This is a genomic window from Alkalispirillum mobile, from assembly GCF_003664325.1.
GTDB lineage: Bacteria > Pseudomonadota > Gammaproteobacteria > Nitrococcales > Halorhodospiraceae > Alkalilimnicola > Alkalilimnicola mobilis.
The window spans coordinates 326,239-350,332 of record NZ_RCDA01000002.1; the positions used below are offsets into that span (position 1 = coordinate 326,239).

A 24,094-nucleotide genomic window follows, 5' to 3' on the forward strand; every position below is an offset into this window, starting at 1 on the left:
TGGAGCCGTGGACCACCTGTCGACCGTCCTCGGCCTTGCTGGCGGTGCCGTGGGCGAGGTCGGCGGCCTCCTGGGTGGTGCGGGCGATTTCGGCCACGGTAGAGGTCATCTCGTTCATGGCGGTGGCGACCTGGGTGGTGTCGTCCTGCTGGCGCCGGGTGCCGTCGCTGGTTTGCCGGGCGATGGTGGCCATCTGCTCGGAGGCGGCGGCGATCTGGGAGGTGGCCTCGGCGGTTTCGCGGACCAGTTTGCGGATTTTGTCGACGAACTGGTTGAAGGCGGTGGCCAGGTCGCTCATCTCGTCGCGGCCGGAGTCATCCAGGTGGCGGGTGAGGTCGCCGTCGCCCTGGGCGATTTCGTTCATGTGCTGGACGGTGGCGCGGATGGGACGCACGATGCCGTGGGCCAGCCAGAGCGCGACACCGACGCCGATCAGGATGCCGAGCACCGCGACCCCGGCGGACTGCACCACCGTGTTGCGCATGGACGCGGCATAGAAGCTGCGGTCCATGCCGATCTCCACCACGGCGATCGGCTCGCCGGAGAAGTCCCGGATCATGCGGGCCTGGGTGGCCATGGGGGTGCCGTTGCGCTCCACGGTATCGCGTGGCATGTCACCGTCCCAGGCGGTGTGCAGGGCGTCCTGCCCGATCAGGCTTTCGCCTCCGATGGTGCTGGCCAGGGAGGTGAAGCGGTTGTCATCGAGGGCGAACAGCGTCACCTCCACCCCGAACTCTTCGGCAAACCGCTCCACGAAGACCTGGCCCAGGTCCATGCCGAATTCCACTGCCCCGGAGTGCGCGCCCTCCGGGCTATGCACCGGGGAGACACCGCGGATGCCGATGCCCAGCGGCCCGCCCTCGAGGCCCCGAACGGGCGTTTCGTCTTCGTTGGTGGCGACAATGGTATGGCGGACGTCGGACAGGTCATCGCCGTAGCGGTCCGGTCGGTGGAAGCGGTAGAACGAGGTCGCCGGCGGCTCGTGGAACTGGAACTGGTAGAGCCCGTAAGGGTCGGCGATGGTGTCGTAGGTGCCCTGTAGCAGGTCCGCCAGCGCCTCGCGGTCGCGGTCTGCGAAGTGCTCCTGGGCGGGGGGCAGGTTGGCAATCAGGGCGGAGAAGCCCTCGGCCATGTGGGCATCCGCCTCGATCTGCGCCTGCAGGGCGCGGTGGACGTTGTCCAGCTCCCGCTCCTCGGCGGTATCGATCAACCCGAAGGTGCGCCAGACAAATACACTGGAGAGCAGCAGTATGCCCACGACTGCGAGTATCGAAACCGCGAATGCCAAGCGCGTACCGATCTTCATATTCTTCAGCATGGATGCCCCTTTGCCGCCTTACCGGACGGCCCGCCGTAAATTAACCCAGTTTTAGTGGGTCAATAGCATATCAGTGTTTACTTACCTATCGGCAGGCGGGGGCCAAAGTTGAGGGCAGGGCGTGCCATAGAGTGATGCCGTTCACTCTTCGCGCGGAAAGGCCACCAGGTGCTGGGCATCGATCCGGATGCCCACGTCGGCCCCCTCGGGGTAGACCTCGTGGCTGGGGGCCAGGGCCAATACCTGACGGCCGCTTTCCAGGCGCAGGGTGTAGATGGTTTCCGCGCCCTTGAAGGCCTTATTGGTCACGCGGGCGCGCAGGTGCGATTCGGGCATGAAGCGGACGTCGTCCGGGCGAAGCAGGATGTCCACCGCGGTGTCATCGGGCCATGGGTAGGCGCGGTTGCCCAACAGGGTGCCCACCTCGGTCTGCAGCTTGTTGTGGTCGCGCAGGGTGGCCGGGATCAAGACCCCTTGCCCGATGAACTCCGCCACGAAGCGGGAGGCGGGCTCGTGGTAGAGGTTGTAGGGGGTGTCCCACTGCTCAATGTAACCATCCTTGAGCAGCCCGATCTGGTCGGCCACCGCGAAGGCCTCGTGCTGGTCGTGGGTGACCAGGATGGCAGTGACCCCCTGGTCACGGAAGATGTCGTGCACCTCCCGCGCCAGCCGCTCGCGCAGGTCCACGTCCAGGTTGGAGAAGGGCTCATCCAGCAGGACCAATCGGGGCCGGGGCGCTACCGCGCGGATCAGCGAGATCCGTTGCTGCTGCCCGCCGGAGAGCTCGTGCGGGTAGCGGGCCCCCATGCCGCGCATGTCCACCAGCTCCAGCAGCTCATCGGCGCGGGCGCGGCGCTCGGCGCGGCTCTGGTGGCGCAGGCCGAAGGTGATGTTCTCGTAGAGGGTCAGGTGCGGGAATAGGGCGTAATCCTGGAAGACCATGCCCAACCGCCGCTGTTCCGGCGGCATCGTGTAACCCGCGCGGGAGATGACCTCGCCGGCCAGCCGGATCTCGCCGGCCCGCACCGGCTCGAAGCCGGCGATCGCGCGCAGCGCGGTGGTCTTGCCGCAGCCACTGGGGCCGAGCAGACAGGCCACCTGCCCACGCCGTAGCCGAAAGCTCAGGCCCCGGATGACCGGCGTGTCGTCATAGCGGCATTCGATGTCGTCCAGCTCAAGGAGGATGTCCTCGTCCTGCCCGTGCACCGTCTCGCCGCTCACCGCGTTTACTCCTGTCGCAACAATAGGAATTCCATCAGGGCCTTGTGGGCGTGCAGGCGGTTCTCCGCCTCGTCCCAGACCACGCTCTGCGGGCCATCGATGACCGAGGCGGTGACCTCCTCGCCGCGGTGGGCGGGCAGGCAGTGCATGAACACCGCGTCGTCATCGGCCAGGGCCATCAGGTCGTCATCCACGCAAAAGCCGGCAAAGGCCTTCATCCGGGCCTTGGCCTCTTCCTCCTGGCCCATGCTGGCCCAGACGTCCGTGGTCACCAAGTGTACCCCCTCCACCGCCTCGCGGGGATCCCGGTGGATGCTCACCCGCTCACCGCCGGCCTTGACCAGCTCGGGCTCGGGGTCGTAGCCGTCCGGCACGGCGATGCGCAGGTGGAAGTCCAGCTGGCGGGCAGCGTTGATCCAGGAGTGGCACATGTTATTGCCGTCGCCCACCCAGGCCACGGTGCGGCCCTGGATGCTGCCCCGATGCTCCTCGAAGGCCTGGATGTCCGCCAACAGCTGGCAGGGGTGGTACTGGTCGGACAGGCCGTTGATCACCGGCACGGCGGAGTGTTCGGCAAACCGTTCCAGCACCTCGTGGCCGTAGGTGCGGATCATGATGATATCCACCATGCGCGATAGCACGCGCGCCGTGTCCTCCACCGGCTCACCGCGGCCCAGTTGGGTGTCCCGCGGGGACAGGAAGATCGCGCTGCCGCCCAGCTGGTTCATGCCGGCCTCGAAGGCCACCCGGGTGCGGGTGGACGACTTCTCGAACACCATGCCCAGCACCTTGCCGCGCAAGGGCTCGTGCAACTGGCCCTGGTGGCGGATGCGCCGCAGCTCGGAGGCGCGCCGGATCACAGTGCGCAGCTCGTCCGGCGTGAAGTCGAGCAGGGTCAGGAAATGACGCGGATTCATGCTTGTCCTCCCCGGGTGGGGGTTCAGGCGCATTCCCGGCTCAGGAATGCCTGGATGAGTTCGGTGACGCCCGATACGATGCGGTCCGCCTCCTCGTCGCTGATCACCAGCGGGGGCAGCAGCCGGACCACCGAGCCTGCGGTGACGTTGATGAGCAGACCCTGTTCAAGCGCCTCGCCCACCAGCTCGGGGCAGGGGCGGTCCAGCTCGATGCCGATCATCAGGCCCAGGCCGCGCACTTCGCGCACCTCCGGGCGATCACCCAGGGCCTGCATGAAGGCTTCGCGCATGCGGCGGCCTTGCACGGCGGCCTGCTCGGCCAGCCGTTCGTCCTCCAGCGTGTCCAGCACGGCCAGCGCAGCCCGGGCAGCCAGCGGGTTGCCACCGAACGTGGAGCCGTGGCTGCCGGGGCCGAAGACCCCCTTGGCCGCCCCGCCCGCCAGGCAGGCCCCGATGGGCACGCCGTTGCCCAGCCCTTTTGCCAGGCTGAGCACGTCAGGGCGGATGTTGGCGTGTTGGTAGGCGAACAGGCGCCCGGTGCGGCCCATGCCGGTCTGCACCTCGTCGAGCATGAGCAGCCAGTCCTGTTCGTCGCACAGCTCGCGCAGCCCGGGCAGGTAGTCCGCCGCCGGCACCTGGATGCCGCCTTCACCCTGCACCGGCTCCACCAGCACCGCGACGATGTCATCGTGCGCCCGGGCGGCCTGGCGCACTGCGTTCAGGTCGCCGTAGGGGATGCGGATGAAGCCCTCGGGCATCGGTTCGAAGCCCTTCTGGGCGGCAGCGTTGCCGGTGGCGGCCAGTGCCGCCAGGGTACGGCCGTGGAAGGCGTTGTCCATGACAAGGATGCGCGGCCGCTCGACGCCGCGCCGGTGGCCATACAGCCGCGCCACCTTGATGGCGGCCTCGTTGGCCTCGGCGCCGGAGTTGCAGAAGAACACCTCGTCCAGGCCGGCTGCGCGGGTCAGCCGCTCGCCCAGTTGCTCCTGCACTGGAATGCGGTAGAGGTTGGAGGTGTGCAGCAGGGTGGCGGCCTGTTCCTGCAGCGCCCGGGTGACCGCCGGATGGGCGTGGCCCAGCCCGCAGACCGCGATGCCGGACAGGGCGTCCAGGTAGGCGCGCCCCTGGTCGTCCCACAACCAGGCGCCCTCGCCCCGCTCAAAGGCGACCGGCAGGCGTTTGTAGGTGGGCATCAGCGCTTCCAGCATGGTCGGGCTCCGCAACGCTTTGGGGCGGCATTAACCGCCGGGAAAGGGAGAGGATTCTAGAGAGGGGCAGGGCAGGGCGCAAGTTGGTTGCAGTTGGGCAAAGGGTCTGCCCACGTGCCAGCACACAGGGGGAGACTGCGTTCAAAACAAAAGGGCCCCGGCGGGGTGCGCGCGGGGCCCTTACAGCGGTGGCGGCCGGGGCCGCCACGACTCGGCCCGGGCCTTACTTGGCCTCGGCCAGGCGCTTGTTCACCTCGTCCCAGTTGACCACGTCCCAGAACGCCTCCACGTAGTCCGGACGGCGGTTCTGGTAGCGCAGGTAGTAGGCGTGCTCCCACACGTCCAGGCCCAGGATCGGCGTGCCCTTGACCTCGGCCACGTCCATCAGCGGGTTGTCCTGGTTGGGGGTGGAGGTCACCTGCAGCTGACCCTGGGCGTTCACGATCAGCCAGGCCCAGCCGGAGCCGAAGCGGCCCAGCGCAGCGTTGGTGAACTCCTCGCGGAACTTCTCGTAGGAGCCGAAGGCCTGGTCGATCTGCTGGGCCACGTCACCCTGCGGCTTGCCGCCACCGTTCGGGGACAGCCACTGCCAGAAGGCGGTGTGGTTCCAGTGCCCGCCGCCATTGTTGCGCACCGGGGCGCCCAGCTGCCCGGCCTTCTGCAGCAGGTCTTCCAGCGCCAGGTCCGCCTCCGGCTTGCCCGCGATGGCGTCGTTCAGCTTGGTGACGTAGGTGTTGTGGTGCTTGGTGTGGTGGATTTCCATCGTCTGGGCGTCGATGGCGCGATCCAGCGCGTTGTAGTCGTAAGCCAGATCGGGCAGCTTGAAAGCCATATAATCGCTCCTCAGTATCTCCGTTTGGGAATGACAGCCGGCACGGGCCGACTGGCTCGATCGAGTTGTTAATTCCTTAGTGCTTTACTTGGGGATTAGGGCGGATGATCTCAACCCCCTCCCGCTCCGAGTCCGCACATTATAGGCTAGTTGTACAGCAACCTTGAGTTAGATCAACTTTGTCTCAGTGGGCCGTACCTTAACACCCTAGGCCCGTCACTGACTCGGTACGGCCCTGAACGCCCGGGAGCAGTCACCATGGATCCGATCGCCCTCAGTGTGTTTTCCAGCCGCATGGCTGCCGTCTGCGAGGAGATGGGCGCCGTGCTGCGGCGGACCGCCTTCTCCCCCAACATCCGGGACCGGCTGGACTTCTCCTGTGCGGTGTTCGACACCGAGGGTGGCCTGGCGGCCCAGGCGGCGCACATCCCGGTGCACCTGGGCAGCATGGCCTACGCCATGGGCGGGGTGATCCGCCGCTTCGACTGGCAGCCGGGCGACATGGTGGTGTTTAACGATCCCTTCCTGGGCGGCACTCACCTGCCGGACGTTACGCTGGTCTCTCCGCTGTTCGTGGACGACCAGCTGGTGGCCTTTCTGGCCAACCGTGCCCACCACGCCGACATTGGCGCCGTTACCCCCGGGTCCATGCCCCTGTCCACCACGCTGGAGGAGGAGGGCGTGATCATCAGCCCGGTGCGGCTGTACGAGGCGGGGCGGCGGGACGAGGCCGTGCTCCGGCGTATCGTCTCGCGCACCCGCAACCCGCGTCAGGCCGCCGGCGACTTCGCTGCCCAGGCCAGCTCCGTGGCCAGCGGGGTGGGCCGGCTGCAGGAGCTGGTCACGGGGATGGGCGTCACGGCGTTCCGCGAGGCCCTGGTGGCCCTCAACGACTACGCCGAGCGGCTGGTGCGCTCCGCGCTGGCGGACCTGCCGGACGGCAGCTGGACGTTCACCGACTACCTGGATGACGACGGCCAGGGCGCGGAGGACCTGCCTATCCAGGTTCGGGTGCGCATCGATCACCACGATGTGGACGTGGATTTCACAGGCACCACCGACCAGGTCAAGGGCAACCTCAACTGCCCGCTCTCCGTGGCCGCTGCCGGCGTGTTTTACGTCTTTCGCTGTCTGATGCCGGCGCAGACCCCGGCCTGCGCCGGCGCCTTCCGCCCGATCACCCTCAGCGCACCGGAGGGCTCGCTGCTGAACGCCCGCCAGCCCGCGGCCGTTGCCGCCGGCAACGTGGAAACCAGCCAGCGGGTGGTGGACGCGGTGCTCGGCGCCCTGGCCCCAGCGCTGCCGGAGCGCATCCCGGCAGCCAGTCACGGCGGCATGAACAACCTGGCCATGGGGGCACTACCCGGTGATGCGCCGTGGGACTACTACGAGACCCTCGGCGGTGGCATGGGCGGCGGTCCGCATCACCCCGGCCGCTCCGGCGTGCAGGTACACATGACCAACACCCTGAACACTCCGCTAGAGGCGCTGGAGATGGCCTATCCACTGCGCCTGCGCCGCTACGCGCTGCGGCGGGGTTCCGGCGGGGCGGGGCAGCACCCGGGCGGCCAGGGGGTGGTCCGGGAGTACGAGTTCCTGACCCCCGCCTCGGTGACGCTGATCACCGAGCGCCGGCGCCACGCGCCCTGGGGCCTGGCCGGCGGCGGGGCGGGTGCGCCGGGGGAGAACCGGCTGAACGACCAGCCCCTGCCCGGAAAGGCCCGGCTGGAGGTGGCCGCCGGTGACCGGCTGACGGTCATGACCCCGGGCGGCGGGGGCTGGGGGGCTTCATAGTGCTGTAACATAACTGCCTTTAAATAGCGGCCGTCGTAACCACATTGGGAACCGGATGCATGCCTGTAAACATACTGCTGGTAGAAGACGACGCCGCCGTCCGTGAAATGCTCTTGCTGCCGCTGCGGCGTGCGGGGTTCGAGATCACCGGCGTGGGGGACGTGGCCCAGGGCAAAGAGGTGCTGCTGGAGCGCCTGCCTGACCTGATCCTGCTGGACTGGATGCTGCCCGATGTGAGCGGCATCGACTGGGCCCGGGACCTGAAGAGGGACCCCTTCACGCGTGGCGTCCCGTTAATCATGCTCACCGCGCGTGGCGAGGAGGAGGACAAGGTGCGCGGCCTGGAAGTGGGGGCGGACGATTACGTCACCAAGCCCTTCTCGCCCCGGGAGCTCATCGCCCGTATACGCGCCGTGCTGCGCCGGACCACGCCCGATGCCGGCGACCAGCCCGTCGAGGTGCAGGGCCTGACCCTGGACCCGGTCAGCCACCGGGTCTCCGGGGATGGCAGAACACTGGACATGGGGCCTACCGAGTTCCGCCTGCTGCACTTTTTCATGACCCACCAGGAGCGCGTTTACACCCGTGGCCAGTTGCTGGATAACGTTTGGGGCACCAATGTTTATGTGGAGGAGCGTACCGTCGACGTCCATATCCGCCGACTGCGCAAGGTGCTGGCCGAGTCCGGCCATGACCACCTGGTCCAGACCGTGCGGGGCACCGGCTACCGTTTCTCGGCCCAGGTGTGACTGATGCGGGGTAACCCCTGGCCCCGGGTGCTGTTGACCCGCCTGGGGCTCTTTCTGGTTGCCGGCCTGGCGGGATGGTGGCTGGATGCCCTGGCCGAAGCACTGCTGGTGCCCACCCTGGCCCTGCTGGGTTGGGAATTTTATCACCTGGTCCGCTTTGAACTCTGGCTGCGGGAAGGTCGCGAACTCTCGCCGCCCCCGGCCCGCGGTCTGTGGGGCCACCTGATGGATGCCCTGGACCGACGGCAACAACGTCAGCGGCACCGTCGGCGTGCGTTGCAACGGCTGATGACACGCTACCGGGATGCGGCGCGCGCCATGCCGGATGCGGTGGTGGTGCTCGGCGACGATTACCGGGTCGACTGGTGGAATGCGGCGGCCGGTCGGTTGCTCGGTCTGCAATGGCCGGCAGACACCCGCCAGCGTATCGCCAACATCGTGCGCAATCCCGAGTTTGCGGCCTTTCTGGCCAACGATAGCCCGGTGGCGCGGGAGATCAGCCTGCCCTCGCCGTTGCACTCCGATGCCTGGCTGGAGATTCGGCTGGTGCCCTACGGCGAGGACCTGTCCCTGTTGCTGGCGCGGGATGTCACCCACCTGCACCGGCTCGAGACCATGCGCCGCGACTTCGTGGGCAACGTCTCCCACGAACTGCGCACCCCCTTGACGGTCATCTATGGCATTGCCGAAACCCTGGCCGACGAGCTGGGCGACGACGCCGATGTTGGCGACACGATGCGCCTGTTGCAGGAGCAGTCGGAGCGCATGCGGCGACTGGTAGACGACCTGTTGATGCTCTCGCGGTTGGAGACCGGCGCGACGCCCAGCAACCCGGAGTGGGTGGACATGTGCCCGTTGCTTGAGGAGCTCGTGGAGGATGGCCGGGCCCTGTCCGGCAGTCGCAACCACCGTTTTGAGCTGGAGTGCGAGCGCGGGCTGTTGCTCGAGGGCTGCGAGAGCGAACTGCGCAGCGCCTTTTCCAACCTGATATTTAATGCCGTTAAATATACCCCTGAGAATGGGTTTATTGGTGTGCGCTGGTACGCGAATAATACGGGCGCGCACCTGGCTGTGACCGATAATGGCATAGGCATACCCGCTGCACATATTCCCCGTTTGACGGAGCGTTTTTATCGGGTGGATAGCGCGCGCTCCAAGGCCAGCGGCGGCACTGGACTGGGGCTCGCCATTGTCAAGCATGTGCTCAACCGGCACGCCGGCCAGCTTACAATTCGCAGTCAACCGGGGCAGGGTAGCACCTTCATCTGCACCTTCCCGCCGCAGGCCATCCAGCGCGCGCCGGCGCCATCGCGATAGGGGCACCATCGGGGCCGGGCAGCCGGCAGGCATTCCCGGTGAGCATTCCCGGGTTTTGGAAGGTTTTAAAGCCAGCAAAACACACCCTGATAATGTGCGCTAATTCGCTATTTCTCTAAGGGTTAGGCTTCGCTATAGTGTTCTGTAAAGGAAACACCCTATCCCGATAAAAAATCACCTCATTCACAAGTGCGCAGGGATGACCAGGTTGCGGCGGCTGAAGGAACTGCGGGGGCGTATTATTCCTATCACTTTTCCGGGGGCGAACAATCACGCCGGGCGTCGTCGCGCGTTCCATGCCTGGGGCATGCCGTGCTGGCTCGCTGCCGTGTTCCTCCTGGTCGGCTTGGCGGGCGTGCCCGCCGCCGGGGCCGATGATGACGCGGTCTACCTGGTGGCCCACCCTGATGTCTCCACCCGGTCACTCAACCGCGATAACAGCCGGGCCATGTTCGCCATGCGCCAGCGCAACTGGCCCGACGGTGCCAGCGCACGCGTCTACGTACTGCCGGACAGCCACCCGGTGCACGCCCGCTTCACCAAGGAACGACTGCGCGTCTTCCCCCATCAACTGCGGCTCTCCTGGGACCGGGCGGTGTTCTCTGGCACCGGACAGGCACCCCGCGAGGTGGGCTCGCTCTCGGAGATGCGCGAGCGGGTGGCCACCACCCCGGGGGCGATGGGCTATCTGACAAAGGAGTACCTGGATGAACGGGTGCAGGTTATCGATGTCCGCTAAGGCGCAGGGCGTCCGGCTGGGCACGGTGCTTGCCGTCCTGTGCGGGGCGGTGGTGCCGGGCCTGGCGGCAGCCGATGACCGGGTGCTGGATACGCTGCAGCTTCACGGCTTCCTCAGCCAGGGCTGGGTCACTACCGACCACAACAACTTTTTCGGGCCCAGCAGTGATGGCAGTGGCAGCTTCCAGTACACGGAGATCGGTGCCAACGCCTCCCTGCGCCCCCACGAGGACCTGCTGTTCTCGGCGCAGGTGCTCAGCCGGCGCGCCGGCGGGGACGGGCGGGATGCCCGCCCAAAGCTGGACCACGGCGTGGTGGACTACCAATTGGTCTCCACCCCGGGCCGGACCCTGGGGGTCCAGGCCGGCCGGTTCAAGAACCCCTTCGGGCTGTACAACCAGACCCGGGACGTGCCCTTCGCCCGCCCGGGCATCCTGTTACCGCAATCCATTTACTTCGACCGCGCCCGCTCGCTGGCCATGGCGGCGGATGGCGGCTCGGTGTACTGGGAGGAACGGCTGCCGGGCGGTGGTAACCTGCGGGCCCAGATCGGGGCCGGGCGCGCCCAGGCCGACGACGACCTGGAAGTCACGCTGGGGCTGGACCAGGTCGATGGTTCCATCGAACCGCGCGATTCCGTCATCGGCCAGTTGCGCTACGAGCACGACGGGGGCCGTGTCGTGGCAGCCCTCAGCGCGGCCCGCGTCAAGGCACGGTACGAGCGCAGCGGGGCGAGCGACGGCGATTTCGAATTCCGCCCCTGGATACTCTCCCTGCAGTACAACCAGCCGGAGTGGAGCCTGACCGGCGAGTTCGCCCTGCGCGAATCCAGCATGGAGGGGCTCGGTGAGCTGGGGGCGGACTTCGACATCACCGGCGAGAGCTGGTACCTCCAGTACAACCGCCGTTTCATGGACAACTGGGAGTGGCTTATTCGCTACGACAGCCTGGTCACTGATCGCAGCGACCGTTCCGGCCGGGATTTCTCGGCGGGCACTAACGGGCAGATACCGGCACATGCCCGCTACGCCCACGACTGGACCCTCGGCCTGCGCTGGCAGCCCCATCCCAAGGTCCTGCTGGGGGCCGAGTACCACCACGTGGACGGGACCGGCTGGCTCCCTGGCGAGGACAACCCCGATCCGGCTGACACCAGCCGGCGCTGGAACATGCTGCTGCTGCAGATGTCCCTGCGGTACTGAACAGGGTGGCCAGCCTGATGACAAGCGGTACCCGAGTTAATGAGTGAACAGACCTCCAAGCGCGCCCGGTTCAGGCTGGGCCTGACCTGGCGGGTCATCGCCCTGACCAGCCTGGTGCTGCTGGGGCTGGCGGCGCTGGTCACCAGCCTGGGGCACGACACGCTGGAGCGGCAGTTCCAGGAGTCGCGCGATGCCAGTCATGCCCGGCACCATCGCGAGGCGGAACTGGCCCTGGAACGGGCCGAGGAGAGCCTGCGGGAGCTCGCAGGGGTTGTTGCTGGCGCCCCCGGGCTCGCCCAGGCGCTGGCCCAGGGTAATGCGCCCCATGCCAACCAGGTCCTCCGCGCCCACTGGCCGACGCTCGAACTGGATGCCGGCGTGGAGCAGATCAGGCTCTACCGAGAGGACGGCACCGTGCTGGCCGGCCGCGGCGAAGAGTCGTTGGTGGCGCCGGAGCGGCTGGATGACTGGCTGGCGCAGGTGCTGGACACGGACCGGCCGCTGGGTGAACTCCACTGCTGCGACCACTGCCGCCACTACACCCTGCTGCCCGTATTGCTGGATGGTGAGTCCGTCGGCATCGTAATGCTGTCTCGCTCGCTGGCGGACCTGACCCGGCAGCTCCATGCGGTCACCGGCAATGACGTTGCCCTGCTGCTCAGGGGAGATGAACGCCCAGAAGGCGCAGATCCGGAGCGCTGGCTCGAGAACTGGGACGGGCAGCTGCAGGCGATTACCCGTCAGGCGCAGACCCTGCCGCAGTTGCACCTGGTAGCCGAGGCGGTGGAATGGTCGGCCCTGTCCCGCGAGCCCGCGCGCTTCGAGCACGGGGACAGGACAGTGGAGGTGCACGCGATACCGCTGACCGAGCAGACCGAGAGTCAATCGGGTGGGCACCTGTTGCTGGTCTCCGACATCAGTAGCCAGCTGCAGGCGATACAGGCCCATACGCGCAACCTTTTCCTTGTGGCGTTGGCGGGCTGGGTGGCAGCAGAGATCATGCTGCTGCTGATCCTGTGGCAGCCGATGCATCGCCTGCGCCGACTGGCGCAGGTCCTCCCGGGGCTGGCCAGCGGAGGCTTCAGTCAGGCGCGCACCGCGATCCCCGAGCAGCACGCCCGTCTGGCCGACGAGATCGATCTGCTGGAGTCCACCACGCTGGACCTGGCCGACCAGCTGGAGACCCTGGAGGGCGAAGTCCATCGGCGGGGCAGGCAGGTCGCCGATCAGCTCCGGGCGCTGGGCCAGGAGCGGGATTTCATCGGCAGTCTGCTGGACACCGCCCACGTCTTCATTGTCAGCCAGGACGCCTCGGGGCGGATCACGCTGGTGAACGACTACGCCCTTTCCACAATGGAGTGCAGCGCCGGGGACCTGATCGGGGAGCCCTTCGATGTGGCGTTTCCCGGCCTGGTGCCGGCAGGCCGTGACACCGGCATACCGCACGAGGAGGAGCGCCCGCTGCAGACGCCCGGTCGTGGCGAACGCATTGTCGCCTGGTACCACGCCCCGCTGGCGGTGGGTCACGACGAGCCGCCGGGTCGCATCTCGGTGGGGCTGGATATTACCGAGCGCAAGGCCGCCGAGGCGCGCCTGACCTGGCTGGCACAACGGGATGCGCTTACCGGGCTGCACAACCGGCGCTATTTCCAGGAGACGCTGGACCGCGCGCTGGCCAAGGGCGGCCGAGGCGCGGTGCTGCTGGCCGACCTGGACAAGTTCCGCGATGTCAACGAGCTCAGCGGCCACCAGGCCGGCGATGAGTTGTTGCGCCTGGTGGCGGATACCCTGCAGCAGAACCTGGAGCACCGCAGCGTGATTGCCCGCCTGGGCGGGGATGAGTTTGCGCTGCTTCTGGAGCACGCGGACGCGGATCAGGCCACACAGGTGGCCCAGCACGTCGCCCGGCTGCTGGAGGATGTCGGCCTCAGCATCGGCAACCAGCGCCACCGGGCCTCTGCCAGCATCGGCATCGTCCTGTACCCGGACCACGGCAATGCCCCCGAGGACGTGATGGCCAGCGCCGACGTGGCCATGTACAAGGCGAAGGAGAACCGGGCCCGTCCGTGGCACCTGCTGCACGCCATCGACACAGTCAAGGACGAGCTGGAACAGCGCGTCTACTGGGTGGATCAACTGCACCAGGCGCTGGAGGGAGACACTTTCGAGTTGATGGTGCAGCCCATCATGCGCCTCGCTGACCGCAGCGTGCGGCATTACGAGGTGCTGGTACGCATGCGCAACACCGATCAGGAATTGCTGATGCCGGGGCGCTTCATCCCGTTTGCCGAGCACAGCGGGCAGATCGTCCAACTGGACCGATGGGTGTTGCGTGCCGCGCTGAGACTATTGAAACGGGTTCAGGCCGACGGCATCTCCCTGGCGGTGAACCTCTCCGGCCAGTCGCTGCATGACGACGGCCTGACCGACTATCTGACCGCCGAACTTCAGGCCAGCGGGGCCAACCCGCATCAGCTGATTCTGGAGATCACCGAGACCGCGGCGGTCACCGACTTCTCCACGGCCCGGGGGGTGCTGCAGGGCATCAGGGAGCTGGGGTGTCGCACCGCGCTGGATGATTTTGGCGTGGGCTTCAGCAGCTTCCATTACCTCGGGCAGTTGCCGGTGGACTACATCAAGATCGACGGCTCCTTCATTCGGTCCCTGACCCACAACGACGACAGCCGGGTTATCGTCAAGGCCATTGCCGACATCGCCGCTGGCTTTGGCAAGGAGGCCATCGCCGAGTTCGTGGATCAGGAGGCCCTTGTACCCCTGCTGCAGGATTACCGGATCGCCTTCGGTCAGGGGTACCACCTGGGCCGCCCGGTACCCGTGGCCGAGGCATTCGGCCACGGTTGAGCATCTCCGCGAGCCGCCGTCTCGGGCAGGCCGCACGTGTCACCATACTGTCATCAACCGGTCACGTCCGCGTCAGACAGCCTTCCCATACTCCGTCTTGCGTTAACCGCCATTGATTCATCGGAGTGACGAACTATGTGGAAGAAGAACTGCTGCATCGCCGGCCTGGCCGGAACCGTATTTGCCGTCGGTGCTGCCGGTGCCGGTGAGGTGGACCCGAACCTGCCGAACTACGAGCCGGTTTCGGGTATCTCGGGCAACCTCTCCAGCCAGGGCTCCGACACCCTGAACAATTTGATGACCCTCTGGGCCGAGACCTTCAACGAGTACTACCCGAACGTCTCCATCGAGATCGAGGGCGCGGGCTCGGGCACCGCCCCGGTGGCCCTGACGGAAGGCACCGCCAACTTTGGTCCCATGAGCCGCAGCATGCGCGACTCCGAGATCGAATCGTTCGAGAACACCCACGGCTACGAGCCGAGTCTGGCGCGCGTGGCCATCGACGTGCTGGCCGTCTACGTGAACCGCGACAACCCCATTGAGGGCCTGACCATCGAGCAGGTGGACGGTATCTTCTCCGAGACCCAGCGCTGCGGCGGTGAGAACATCACCCGCTGGGGCGAGGTGGGCCTGGAAGGGGAGTGGGCCAATCGCGACTTCACGCTCTACAGCCGTAACGCCGTCTCCGGCACCTACGGCTACTTCCGCGAGCACGCCCTCTGCGACGGTGACTTCAAGGACACCATCAACGAGCAGCCCGGTTCCGCCTCAGTGGTGCAGGGCGTCAGCGAGTCGCTGAACGGTATCGGCTACTCCGGCATCGGCTATCTGACCTCCGGCGTGCGGGCCATCAAGCTGGGCCACGACGGCCTCTACGAGCCCAATGCCGAGAACGCGCTGAGCGGCGACTACCCGCTGGCCCGGTTCCTGTACGTCTACGTCAACAAGAACCCCAACGAGGACCTGCCTCCGGTGGAGCGCGAGTTCCTGCGCATGATCTACACCCAGGAGGGTCAGGACGTGACCGTGCGCGACGGCTTCATCCCGCTGCCGGCCTCCGCGGCCGAGCGTGAGAAGGAGCGCCTGGGCCTGTAAGCCGTACCTTGCGGTAACAGCCTGAACGGGCCAGGGATTGGCCCGGTAGAAAGGGGCGACACTCGGGAGAGTGGCGCCCCTTTCGTTATTGGCGGCCGACCAATCTGCCTATATGCTTGTCCATATATACGGCAAGGCGTATATTGTGCCCATGGACATCGCCCCCGAAAAGCTCTTCCGCCTGCTGGCGGACACCACGCGGCTGCAGAGCGTCATCCTGCTCCAGGCCGAAGGGCGTCTCTGCGTCTGCGAGCTCACCCACGCCCTGGAACTGTCCCAGCCCAAGATCTCCCGCCACCTGGCGCAACTGCGCGACGCCGGTGTGGTGGTGGACGAGCGGCGGGGGCAGTGGGTGCACTACCGGCTGGCGGACGATTTGCCGGACTGGGTGCACCGGGTTGTCGAGGCCGCTGCCGGCGCCGCCGGCGTGCCCTGGCAGGCCGCCCACCAGCGGCTTTGCTGCATGCCCAACCGCCCACCCCTGAACTGAAACAAGGTTACTGATACAGGCCGCCTCATGACTGAACACAAGGCCGTGCTCTTTCTCTGCACCGGCAACTCCTGCCGCTCGCAAATGGCCGAGGGCTACGCCCGGGCCCTGGGCGGCGACCGCGTAACGGTGTTGTCCGCCGGCATCGAGGCCCACGGCAAGAACCCGCGCGCCATCGCCGTTATGGCCGAGGATGGCGTGGACATCTCCGGGCAGGCATCCACCCGGCTCACCGACGACATGCTGGCCCGTGCCGATGTACTGGTCACCGTCTGCGGTCACGCCGACGAGCACTGCCCGGTGGTGCCGGGCGGCCTCGAAAAACACCACTGGCCGCTCCCGGACCCGGCCAAGGTCCGGGGCCGTGAGGAAGAAATCATGGCCGAGTTCCGCGCCGTGCGGGATGACATCAAGCGACGGGTCGCCGATCTGGTTGACACCCTCAAATGACCCGTCAGGGCCGGAGTCATCAGGCGCACGCGGCGGCTCACCGTCGACGAATATTCAATGCGAGAGGTGTTGTGACATGACCGAACTGACCGTTTTCGACCCGCCGCAATGCTGTTCCACCGGTGTCTGCGGCCCCAGCGTCGACCCCAAGCTCTCGAAGCTGGCTGCCGACCTGGACTGGCTGAAGAAGCAGGGGGTGGCGGTGACCCGATACAACCTCTCCCAGCAGCCCGGCGCCTTCGTCGAAAACGCCACCATCAAGGGCATCCTGGAGCGCCGGGGCGAAGACGCCCTGCCGGTCTTCCTGGTGGATGGCGAGGTGATGAGCCAGGGCAGCTACCCGGACCGCGAGGCGCTGGCCGGCTGGGTGGGTGTCAAGGCGCAATCCAGCGAAACGGAGTCCGGCGGCTGCTGCGGCGCTGACGCCGAGAAGCAGCAGGGCAGCGGGTGCTGCTAGGCGCTCACGCGCTCTGGCATCGGCAACCGCCCATCCTCGGCTTACTGCTTTCCGTGGCCCCGTTTCCCTAACCCCATAGGGCTCATCGATGGACTTTCTCGAAAATACCACCCGAAACCTCTTCTTCACCGGAAAGGGCGGAGTCGGCAAGACCTCGCTGGCCTGTGCCAGCGCCCTGGCCCTGGCGGAGCAGGGCAAGCGGGTGCTGCTGGTCTCCACCGACCCGGCCTCCAACATCGACGAGGTGCTGGAGACCGATCTGGGGGATACCCCGCGCCCGGTCCCGAGCGTGGATAACCTGCACGCGCTGAACATCGACCCGGAGAAGGCCGCCGAGGCCTACCGGGAGCGGGTGGTCGGCCCCTACCGGGGGCAACTCCCCGAGGCCATTGTCCGCAGCATGGAAGAGCAGCTCTCCGGGGCCTGCACCGTGGAGATCGCCGCCTTCGACGCCTTTGCCGGCCTGCTGGGCGATCCCCGTGCCGCCGAGGGCTACGACCACCTGGTCTTCGACACCGCACCCACCGGCCACACCCTGCGGCTGCTCTCCCTGCCCAGCGCCTGGACCGGTTACATCGAGACCAACACCTCCGGTACCTCCTGTCTCGGCCCGCTGGAAGGACTGTCGGCCCAGAAGGGTGTTTACGCCGGTGCGGTCGCAGCCCTGGCCGACGGTGCACGCACCACGCTGGTCCTGGTCAGTCGCCCGGAAACCGCCGCCCTGGAAGACGCGGCCCGTTCCTGCACGGAGTTGCGTGCGCTCGGGGTCGGCAATCAGCACCTGGTCGTCAACGGGGTCTTCCGGGCCAGCGATGACCGCGATCCGGTGGCCCGCGCTCTGGAAGCCCGGGGCCAGCGGGCACTGGCTGCCATGCCTGCCGCGCTCGTTGAACTGCCGCGTAGCGAGCGTCCCCTGCGTGCCCGGGCACCCATGGGGCTCGCCGGTTTGCGCGTCCTGCTTGGCACCGAGGACGCCCCCGCGCCGCAGCCGGCGGGTATTGCCACCCCCGAGGGCGAGACCTTCGAGCGGCTGGTCGACAGTCTGGAGCGCGACGGCCGCGGTGCGGTCATGACCCTGGGCAAGGGCGGTGTCGGCAAGACCACCCTGGCGGCCCGCATCGCCGTGGCCCTGGCCGCGCGCGGTCACTATGTGCACCTGACCACCACCGACCCGGCCGCCCACGTGGAGGCAGCGGTGGGGGGCGAACTGCCCACCGGATTGACCATCGGCCGGGTGGACCCCCAGGCGGAGACCGAGCGCTACCGGGCCCACGTCATGGCCACCGCCGGCGCCGACATGGACGAGGAGGGCCGCAAGCTGCTCGAGGAGGACCTGCGCTCCCCCTGCACGGAGGAGATCGCCGTCTTCCAGGCCTTTGCCCGTACCGTGGCCCGGGCCGAGGACGAGATTGTGGTGCTGGACACCGCCCCCACCGGCCACACCATCCTGCTGCTGGACGCCGCCCAGGCCTACCACCGGGAGCTGGGCCGGCAGAGCCAGGGCGTGGCGCCCGAGGTGGAGCACCTGCTGCCCCGCCTGCGCGACCCGCACTACACCCACATGCTGATCTGCACCCTGCCGGAGGCCACCCCGGTGCACGAGGCGGCCGCCCTGCAGGCGGACCTGCGCCGGGCCGGCATCGAACCGGCGGCCTGGATCGCCAACCAGGCGCTCACGCCGCTGACCGTCACCGATCCGGTACTGCGGGCGCGGCAGGCGCAGGAGGCGCGTTACCTGCGGGAGATCCTGGCCGAGCACCACAGCCGACTGATCATCGAACCCTGGAGTGAGGACTACTCATGAGCGATACGCAGCCCACTGCTGCCGACAACGCCCCCTCCACCAAGGAGGGCATGGGCCTGTTTGAGCGCTACCTGAGCATCTGGGTGGCGTTGGGCATGATCGCCGGCGTGCTCCTCGGGCAGTTCCTGCCCGTGGTGCCGGATACCCTGGCGCAGTTCGAGTACGCCCAGGTCTCCATCCCGGTGGCCATCCTCATCTGGGCCATGATCTACCCGATGATGGTGCAGATCGACTTCACCTCCATCATGGGGGTGCGCCGGCAGCCGAAGGGGCTGGTGATCACTACCACGGTGAATTGGCTGATCAAGCCCTTCACCATGTTCGCCATTGCCTGGTTCTTCCTGATGGTGGTCTTCCAACCCTTCATCCCCGAGGATTTGGCCCGGGAGTACCTGGCCGGGGCCATCCTGCTGGGCGCGGCGCCCTGCACGGCGATGGTCTTCGTCTGGAGCTACCTGACCCGGGGCGATGCCGCCTACACCCTGGTGCAGGTGTCGGTGAACGACCTCATCATGCTCTTTGCCTTCGCCCCCATCGTGGTGCTGCTGCTGGGGATCTCGGACATTCAGGTGCCGTGGGATACCGTGGCGCTGTCGGTGTTCCTGTACATCGTCATCCCGCTCGCGGCGGGTTACCTCACCCGGGTGCTGCTCATCAAGCACAAGGGCGTGGAGTGGTTCGACAACGTCTTCATGAAGCGCCTGGCACCGGTGACCCCCATCGGGCTGATCCTCACCCTTATCCTGCTGTTCGCATTCCAGGGCGAGGTCATCCTGAACAACCCGCTGCACATCCTGCTGATCGCCATCCCGCTGATCATTCAGACCTTCCTGATCTTCTTCATCGCCTATCGTTGGGCGAAGGCGTGGCGGGTGCAGCACTCGGTGGCCGCGCCCGGGGCCATGATCGGTGCCAGCAACTTCTTTGAACTGGCGGTGGCCGCCGCCATTGCCCTGTTCGGCCTGCAATCGGGTGCAGCGCTGGCCACCGTGGTGGGGGTGCTGGTGGAGGTGCCGCTGATGCTGGCACTGGTGCGGATCGCCAACCGGACGAAACACTGGTTCCCGGAGGAGACCCAGCCGGGGCTGGCGCCGGTGGCGGGTAAGGGATGACCACCGTGACCCTCACCCCGGCCGCCCGGGACTGGGTGCAGCGCCACGGTGGGGCGCTGACCCTGCGCGCCTCGCCCCAGCACGGCTGTTGTGGCGGGCACGCCGCCGTGCCCATGGCCGAGGCCCGGGTGCCAGAGGCGCGGGAGGACTACGCGGTCCTGGTGGTGGAGGGCGTGACCGTCTACCTCGCCAACGCGCTCTCTGAAGGCCCTTACCAGGTGGACCTGGAGGGGATCTGGCGCTGGAAACGGCTGGTGGTGGAGGGGGCCGTCAGCCCCTGGCGGCCCGCGTCGCCGGGCACAACCGACAGGCAGTGATTTTGGCGTTTCAGCCAACGGAGAAAGGACATGCTTAAGCACATTCTGGCCGCTATCGACTTCTCACCGGCCTGGCCGCAGCTGGCAGCCCAACTGGCTCGCCTGCCGGCCCTGGGCTGCCAGCGCGTCACCCTGGCCTACGTGATCGCCGAGGCGTATACCCGGGCGCCGGAGGTCAGGCATCGGGCGTACTACGAAGAGAAACTGGCGGGAATCGCCACCCAGCTCAAGCAGGACACTGGCCTGGAGGTGGACTGGACCGTGCGGGTCGGCCCGGTGGCCCGCGAGCTGGTTGCGGCAGCGGCAGAGCAGGGGGCGGGTGCCCTCCTGGCGGGCAGCCAGGGGCACGGTGTTATCCGGGAACTGTTACTCGGCAGCACGGTGCTGGACCTGGCGCGGCTGGCGGACCGTCCACTGCTGCTGGCGCCCATCAACGGCGAGGAGGCCAAACCGTTGGACGACATCTGCCGGCCCCTGCTGGCCACCGACGGCTCCGAAGCCGCTGCCGGTGCCGAGGCCGTTTTCCTGCGTTTTCTGCCCCAATGCGCGGGGGGCATGGTGGTTTCGGTGGGCCCCTGGCTCGAGTGCCCCGGGCCGGGCGACTCCCGGGCCTGCATTGAAGGTCATATCCAGCGCCTGCGGGAGCGTGCCGGTCCACCCGATGCATTCGCCGTGGAACTGCTGGAAGAAGGTCGGCCGAGCGCAGAGATTGTCCGGACGGCCGAGGCGCGCGGGGCGGACCTGATCATTCTCGGCCGGCGGGGCCACAACCGGATGACGGAACTGCTGCTCGGCAGTACCGCCGAGGCTGTCTGCCGGGCGAGCCACCGGCTGGTGCTGCTGGTGCCCGCCCAGAGCGCCCATTCCGGCGCCTAACTGACGGCCTCCGCGTAGCGGGGACTCACTCGCGCCAATCGAAAGATGGTAATCAGGTTGGTGGCCAGCACCAGGGCCTCGGCCAGCATGCCGCCCACGGCACCCACCAGTACGTGGCTGACCAGCCAGGCCAGGGCTGCCAGGCCCAGAAAGACGCGCATGGGGATGCCGCGCAGCATGAACATGCCCACCGTGCCCAGCACCATGGCCACCAGGGCCGGGAAATCCGCCCAGTTCTGCCAGGTGAGCAGGGCGGCCAGGCCACTCGCCGCCAACACACCGGCCATCACCGCCAGGTTGCGGGGGTAGCGCCGGGCCAGCGCTATCCGGGCGATCACCAGCACGCTCAGCGCCGCCGCCGTCCAGCTGCCGAACGCCATAAACTGCAGCGCGAACGCTACATTGGCCGAGGTCAGCAGCACCAGCAGCCGGTCGTCCTTCTTGCTGGCAAACGCCAGCACACAGAGCACCAGCGACACCAGGCCAAAGAACTGGCCGAATATTGGAGCGTAGCTTTCGAGCATGGTGTTGTCAGAGCCGTCTGCGCCGAGTGAGTGGCAACGCGACCGGGCGCGGTGTCCTGGCCCCTATCTTGACTCTCCAAGTCATTAATTCAACCGTCGTTGCGAGCACAGCGAAGCAATCCATTCGGTCCGGCAATGCACCGGTCATGGATTGCTTCGTCGCGTTGCTCCTCGCAATGACTGGGTGCTCTGCGCCTCCTTAGGTTGGGGCGTCAGGGATGAGCCGGCGCGGTACCCATTTCAGGTAAGCGACCATACCGAACAGCTCCACCAGCGACTGGAAAACGATCACCACCACCGCAGCGGCCAGGTAGTCCGGCAGGGCCAGGGCGATGGGCAGGAGCGACCGCGTCAACCGATGTACAATAGAGGGAGTGCTTCCGTTTGCGCCTACCGGGGCCGACTCGATACCCTCGGGGCGCTCAGCGAGTACGCAGAGGACCTGACCGCCATGCGTGGCCATTCGGGTCGGATAATAACTACATGCGTCGTCATCCGATGATCACCATAAGAGGATCCCAATGACCGACAACGTCACCAATACCATCTACTACACCCTCACGGACGAGGCCCCCGCAGCTGCCACCCGCTCGCTGCTCCCGATCGTCAGGACCTTCACCAGCGCCGCCGGGATCGACGTGAAGCTCTCCGATATCTCCCTGGCCGGACGCATCCTCGCCGAGTTCCCGGAGCGGCTGAGCGACGATCAGAAAGTGGAAGACGGCCTCGCCTTCCTCGGTGACCTGACGCAGGACCCGAACGCCAACATCATCAAGCTCCCCAACATCAGCGCCTCCATCCCCCAGCTCAACGCCTGCATCCGGGAACTGCAAGCCCAGGGCTACGATGTCCCCAGCTACCCCGCCGAGCCGAAGAACGACGAAGAGCAGAAGATCCACGACCGGTACGGCAAGGTACTGGGCAGCGCCGTCAACCCGGTGCTGCGCGAGGGCAACTCCGACCGCCGCGCGCCGCGGGCCGTCAAGAACTTTGCCCGCAAGCACCCCCACAACATGGGTGACTGGTGCAAGGCCTCGCGCACCCACGCGGACTACATGCGCGGTGGTGATTTCTACTCCGCCGAACAGTCGGTCACCATGCCCCAGGCCGGTACGGTGCGCATCGAGTTCGTGGACAAGGAAGGCAACGTCACGCTGAAGAAGAAGCTGGAGCTCGAGACCGGCGAGATCATCGACAGCATGCGCATGAGCGTGAACGCCCTGCGCGCCTTCCTGGAAGAGACCATGAAGGATGCCCGGGACTCCCAGGTCATGTGGTCGCTGCACGTGAAGGCCACCATGATGAAGGTCTCGCACCCCATCGTGTTCGGCCACGCGGTGAAGGTCTACTACAAGGAGGTCTTCGAGAAGTGGGGCAGCCTGTTCAAGGAACTGGGCGTGAACCCCAACGACGGCCTCAGCAGCGTCTACGAGAAGATCGAGACCCTGCCGCGTTCCCAGCAGGAGGAGATCCACCGCGACATCCTGGCCGTCTACGAGCACCGCCCGGAAATGGCCATGGTGGACTCCTACAAGGGCATCACCAACCTGCACATGCCCAGTGACGTGATCGTGGACGCCTCCATGCCGGCCATGATCCGCAACGGCGGCAAGATGTGGGGCCCCGACGGCAAGCCGAAGGACTGCAAGGCGGTCATGCCGGAGAGCACCTACTCCAAGATCTACCAGGAGATGATCAACTTCTGTAAGACCAACGGTGCTTTCGATCCCACCACCATGGGCTCCGTGCCCAACGTGGGCCTGATGGCGAAGAAGGCCGAGGAGTACGGCTCCCACGACAAGACCTTCGAACTCGAGGCCGACGGCATCATGCGCATCGTCGACCACAAGGGCCACGTGCTCATGGAGCATGAGGTGGAGAAGGGCGATATTTGGCGCGCCTGCCAGACCAAGGACATCGCCGTGCGCGACTGGGTCAAGCTGGCCGTCCGCCGGGCCCGCGAGTCCGACACCCCCGCCATCTTCTGGCTGGACCGCAACCGCCCCCACGACATCGAGCTGATCAAGAAGGTCAACTGCTACCTGCAGGAGCACGACCTGAGCGGGCTCGATATCCGTATCCAGACCTACGAAGAGGCCATTCGCCGGTCCATGGAGCGCGCCCTGCGCGGTCGCGACACCATCTCCGTGACCGGTAACGTGCTGCGCGACTACCTGACCGACCTGTTCCCCATCCTGGAGCTGGGCACCTCGGCCAAGATGCTCTCCATCGTGCCCATGCTGAACGGCGGCGGCATGTACGAGACCGGGGCCGGCGGCTCCGCGCCCAAGCACGTCCAGCAGTTGCAGGAGGAAAACCACCTGCGCTGGGATTCGCTGGGCGAGTTCCTGGCCCTGTCCGTATCGCTGGACGAGTTGGGCATGAAGCAGGACAACGCGCGAGCCCGCATTCTGGGCCAGGCCCTGGACCAGGCCACCGAGGCGGTGCTGGAGAACGAGAAATCGCCCTCCCGCCGGACCGGTGAGCTGGACAACCGGGGCAGCCACTACTTCCTGGGCCTTTACTGGGCCGAGGCGCTGGCCGCGCAGACCGAGGACAAGGAGCTGGCGGAGCGCTTCAAGTCCGTGGCCAAGGAGCTCAAGGAGAAGCAGGAGCAGATCCTCGAAGAACTCAGCGTGGTGCAGGGCAAGCCGGCGGAGCTGGACGGCTACTACCACCCGTCCCCCGAGGTGGCCGACAAGGTCATGCGGCCCAGCCCGACGCTGAATGCCATTTTGGATAAGGCGATGGGCTAGGCCTAGACCTAGACCCCTGAAGGGCGGGGCGGCGGGCCTTCCCACCATTGGGGCC

The 24,094-nt window shown here is 66.9% G+C and carries 21 protein-coding genes and 1 pseudogene; 15 read left to right on the forward strand and 7 right to left on the reverse strand.

All coding sequences use genetic code 11. The features are described from left to right. From DFR31_RS13880 to DFR31_RS09695, 5 genes are all read right to left on the reverse strand, one after another. Nucleotides 1-1,318: methyl-accepting chemotaxis protein (locus DFR31_RS13880; RefSeq protein ID WP_170153655.1), on the reverse strand; the 1,318-nt coding region annotated here is incomplete at its 3' end. Between the two features lie 141 nt (nucleotides 1,319-1,459). Beyond that, nucleotides 1,460-2,539 carry an ABC transporter ATP-binding protein gene (locus tag DFR31_RS09680; protein WP_211328283.1) on the reverse strand — a complete coding sequence of 360 codons (1,080 nt, stop codon included), beginning with the start codon at nucleotides 2,537-2,539 and terminating at the stop codon, nucleotides 1,460-1,462. Between the two features lie 5 nt (nucleotides 2,540-2,544). Beyond that, the gene (gene argF, locus DFR31_RS09685) at nucleotides 2,545-3,456 is read right to left on the reverse strand and encodes an ornithine carbamoyltransferase (protein WP_121442469.1); all 912 of its coding nucleotides are present in this window, start codon (nucleotides 3,454-3,456) and stop codon (nucleotides 2,545-2,547) included. 23 nt (nucleotides 3,457-3,479) lie between these two features. After that, complete coding sequence (locus DFR31_RS09690) at nucleotides 3,480-4,664, reverse strand: acetylornithine transaminase (protein ID WP_121442470.1); 1,185 nt, start codon at nucleotides 4,662-4,664, stop codon at nucleotides 3,480-3,482. Nucleotides 4,665-4,887: 223 nt separating this feature from the next. Beyond that, a complete protein-coding gene (locus tag DFR31_RS09695; protein ID WP_121442471.1) occupies nucleotides 4,888-5,496 on the reverse strand; it encodes a superoxide dismutase in 609 nt (202 codons plus the stop codon). Between the two features lie 258 nt (nucleotides 5,497-5,754). Here DFR31_RS09695 and DFR31_RS09700 point away from each other — a divergent pair, with 258 nt between their 5' ends. The 14 genes from DFR31_RS09700 (at nucleotide 5,755) to DFR31_RS09765 (ending at nucleotide 20,759) form a co-directional block, all read left to right on the forward strand. Continuing rightward, nucleotides 5,755-7,290, forward strand: coding sequence for a hydantoinase B/oxoprolinase family protein (locus DFR31_RS09700; RefSeq protein ID WP_121442472.1), 1,536 nt, complete (start codon nucleotides 5,755-5,757; stop codon nucleotides 7,288-7,290). A 59-nt stretch (nucleotides 7,291-7,349) separates the two neighbouring features. Continuing rightward, nucleotides 7,350-8,039 carry a phosphate regulon transcriptional regulator PhoB gene (phoB, locus tag DFR31_RS09705; RefSeq protein ID WP_121442473.1) on the forward strand — a complete coding sequence of 230 codons (690 nt, stop codon included), beginning with the start codon at nucleotides 7,350-7,352 and terminating at the stop codon, nucleotides 8,037-8,039. Beyond that, the gene (gene phoR / locus DFR31_RS09710; RefSeq protein WP_425452551.1) at nucleotides 8,040-9,356 is read left to right on the forward strand and encodes a phosphate regulon sensor histidine kinase PhoR; all 1,317 of its coding nucleotides are present in this window, start codon (nucleotides 8,040-8,042) and stop codon (nucleotides 9,354-9,356) included. 199 nt (nucleotides 9,357-9,555) lie between these two features. Further along, nucleotides 9,556-10,095 carry a hypothetical protein gene (locus DFR31_RS09715; protein ID WP_245971150.1) on the forward strand — a complete coding sequence of 180 codons (540 nt, stop codon included), beginning with the start codon at nucleotides 9,556-9,558 and terminating at the stop codon, nucleotides 10,093-10,095. Next, the gene (locus tag DFR31_RS09720; RefSeq protein WP_245971151.1) at nucleotides 10,085-11,296 is read left to right on the forward strand and encodes a TonB-dependent receptor; all 1,212 of its coding nucleotides are present in this window, start codon (nucleotides 10,085-10,087) and stop codon (nucleotides 11,294-11,296) included. The genes DFR31_RS09715 and DFR31_RS09720 overlap by 11 nt, the downstream gene beginning before the upstream one ends. 39 nt (nucleotides 11,297-11,335) lie before the next feature. Then, entirely contained in the window at nucleotides 11,336-14,158 is a 2,823-nt protein-coding gene (locus DFR31_RS09725) for a bifunctional diguanylate cyclase/phosphodiesterase (protein ID WP_121442476.1), read from the forward strand. 135 nt (nucleotides 14,159-14,293) lie between these two features. After that, nucleotides 14,294-15,253, forward strand: coding sequence for a PstS family phosphate ABC transporter substrate-binding protein (locus tag DFR31_RS09730; RefSeq protein ID WP_121442477.1), 960 nt, complete (start codon nucleotides 14,294-14,296; stop codon nucleotides 15,251-15,253). 151 nt (nucleotides 15,254-15,404) lie between these two features. Continuing rightward, nucleotides 15,405-15,743, forward strand: coding sequence for a metalloregulator ArsR/SmtB family transcription factor (locus tag DFR31_RS09735; RefSeq protein ID WP_121442478.1), 339 nt, complete (start codon nucleotides 15,405-15,407; stop codon nucleotides 15,741-15,743). Nucleotides 15,744-15,770: 27 nt separating this feature from the next. Further along, nucleotides 15,771-16,193 carry an arsenate reductase (thioredoxin) gene (gene arsC / locus DFR31_RS09740; RefSeq protein ID WP_121442479.1) on the forward strand — a complete coding sequence of 141 codons (423 nt, stop codon included), beginning with the start codon at nucleotides 15,771-15,773 and terminating at the stop codon, nucleotides 16,191-16,193. 76 nt (nucleotides 16,194-16,269) lie between these two features. Beyond that, the gene (gene arsD / locus DFR31_RS09745; protein ID WP_121442480.1) at nucleotides 16,270-16,650 is read left to right on the forward strand and encodes an arsenite efflux transporter metallochaperone ArsD; all 381 of its coding nucleotides are present in this window, start codon (nucleotides 16,270-16,272) and stop codon (nucleotides 16,648-16,650) included. 88 nt (nucleotides 16,651-16,738) lie between these two features. Further along, on the forward strand, nucleotides 16,739-18,454 hold the full coding sequence (gene arsA / locus DFR31_RS09750) for an arsenical pump-driving ATPase (protein WP_121442481.1): 1,716 nt from the start codon (nucleotides 16,739-16,741) through the stop codon (nucleotides 18,452-18,454). Then, a complete protein-coding gene (gene arsB / locus DFR31_RS09755; RefSeq protein ID WP_121442482.1) occupies nucleotides 18,451-19,566 on the forward strand; it encodes an ACR3 family arsenite efflux transporter in 1,116 nt (371 codons plus the stop codon). Before arsA ends, arsB begins: the two co-directional genes overlap by 4 nt. Then, on the forward strand, nucleotides 19,563-19,883 hold the full coding sequence (locus DFR31_RS09760) for a CC/Se motif family (seleno)protein (RefSeq protein ID WP_121442483.1): 321 nt from the start codon (nucleotides 19,563-19,565) through the stop codon (nucleotides 19,881-19,883). The genes arsB and DFR31_RS09760 overlap by 4 nt, the downstream gene beginning before the upstream one ends. Before the next feature lie 30 nt (nucleotides 19,884-19,913). Further along, nucleotides 19,914-20,759 carry a universal stress protein gene (locus tag DFR31_RS09765; RefSeq protein WP_121442484.1) on the forward strand — a complete coding sequence of 282 codons (846 nt, stop codon included), beginning with the start codon at nucleotides 19,914-19,916 and terminating at the stop codon, nucleotides 20,757-20,759. On the opposite strand, the gene DFR31_RS09770 is transcribed toward DFR31_RS09765, so the two are convergent. Beyond that, nucleotides 20,756-21,283: a YgjV family protein gene (locus tag DFR31_RS09770; protein ID WP_121442485.1), complete on the reverse strand. Its 528-nt coding sequence runs from the start codon at nucleotides 21,281-21,283 to the stop codon at nucleotides 20,756-20,758. The genes DFR31_RS09765 and DFR31_RS09770 overlap by 4 nt on opposite strands. A 199-nt stretch (nucleotides 21,284-21,482) precedes the next feature. Next, a pseudogene (locus DFR31_RS09775) lies at nucleotides 21,483-21,626 on the reverse strand (arsenic resistance protein); the annotation flags it as partial. 178 nt (nucleotides 21,627-21,804) lie between these two features. Between DFR31_RS09775 and DFR31_RS09780 the strand changes: the two are divergent. Continuing rightward, entirely contained in the window at nucleotides 21,805-24,039 is a 2,235-nt protein-coding gene (locus tag DFR31_RS09780; RefSeq protein WP_121442486.1) for an NADP-dependent isocitrate dehydrogenase, read from the forward strand. Nucleotides 24,040-24,094: the final 55 nt, after the last annotated feature.

Coding starts and splice junctions, on each gene's coding strand:
- argF (WP_121442469.1), bottom strand. CDS start 3,456: ATGAATCCGCGTCATTTCCTGACCCTGCTCGACTTCACGCCGGACGAG.
- DFR31_RS09690 (WP_121442470.1), bottom strand. CDS start 4,664: ATGCTGGAAGCGCTGATGCCCACCTACAAACGCCTGCCGGTCGCCTTT.
- DFR31_RS09695 (WP_121442471.1), bottom strand. CDS start 5,496: ATGGCTTTCAAGCTGCCCGATCTGGCTTACGACTACAACGCGCTGGAT.
- DFR31_RS09700 (WP_121442472.1), top strand. CDS start 5,755: ATGGATCCGATCGCCCTCAGTGTGTTTTCCAGCCGCATGGCTGCCGTC.
- phoB (WP_121442473.1), top strand. CDS start 7,350: ATGCCTGTAAACATACTGCTGGTAGAAGACGACGCCGCCGTCCGTGAA.
- DFR31_RS09715 (WP_245971150.1), top strand. CDS start 9,556: ATGACCAGGTTGCGGCGGCTGAAGGAACTGCGGGGGCGTATTATTCCT.
- DFR31_RS09720 (WP_245971151.1), top strand. CDS start 10,085: ATGTCCGCTAAGGCGCAGGGCGTCCGGCTGGGCACGGTGCTTGCCGTC.
- DFR31_RS09725 (WP_121442476.1), top strand. CDS start 11,336: ATGAGTGAACAGACCTCCAAGCGCGCCCGGTTCAGGCTGGGCCTGACC.
- DFR31_RS09730 (WP_121442477.1), top strand. CDS start 14,294: ATGTGGAAGAAGAACTGCTGCATCGCCGGCCTGGCCGGAACCGTATTT.
- DFR31_RS09735 (WP_121442478.1), top strand. CDS start 15,405: ATGGACATCGCCCCCGAAAAGCTCTTCCGCCTGCTGGCGGACACCACG.
- arsC (WP_121442479.1), top strand. CDS start 15,771: ATGACTGAACACAAGGCCGTGCTCTTTCTCTGCACCGGCAACTCCTGC.
- arsD (WP_121442480.1), top strand. CDS start 16,270: ATGACCGAACTGACCGTTTTCGACCCGCCGCAATGCTGTTCCACCGGT.
- arsA (WP_121442481.1), top strand. CDS start 16,739: ATGGACTTTCTCGAAAATACCACCCGAAACCTCTTCTTCACCGGAAAG.
- arsB (WP_121442482.1), top strand. CDS start 18,451: ATGAGCGATACGCAGCCCACTGCTGCCGACAACGCCCCCTCCACCAAG.
- DFR31_RS09760 (WP_121442483.1), top strand. CDS start 19,563: ATGACCACCGTGACCCTCACCCCGGCCGCCCGGGACTGGGTGCAGCGC.
- DFR31_RS09765 (WP_121442484.1), top strand. CDS start 19,914: ATGCTTAAGCACATTCTGGCCGCTATCGACTTCTCACCGGCCTGGCCG.
- DFR31_RS09770 (WP_121442485.1), bottom strand. CDS start 21,283: ATGCTCGAAAGCTACGCTCCAATATTCGGCCAGTTCTTTGGCCTGGTG.
- DFR31_RS09780 (WP_121442486.1), top strand. CDS start 21,805: ATGACCGACAACGTCACCAATACCATCTACTACACCCTCACGGACGAG.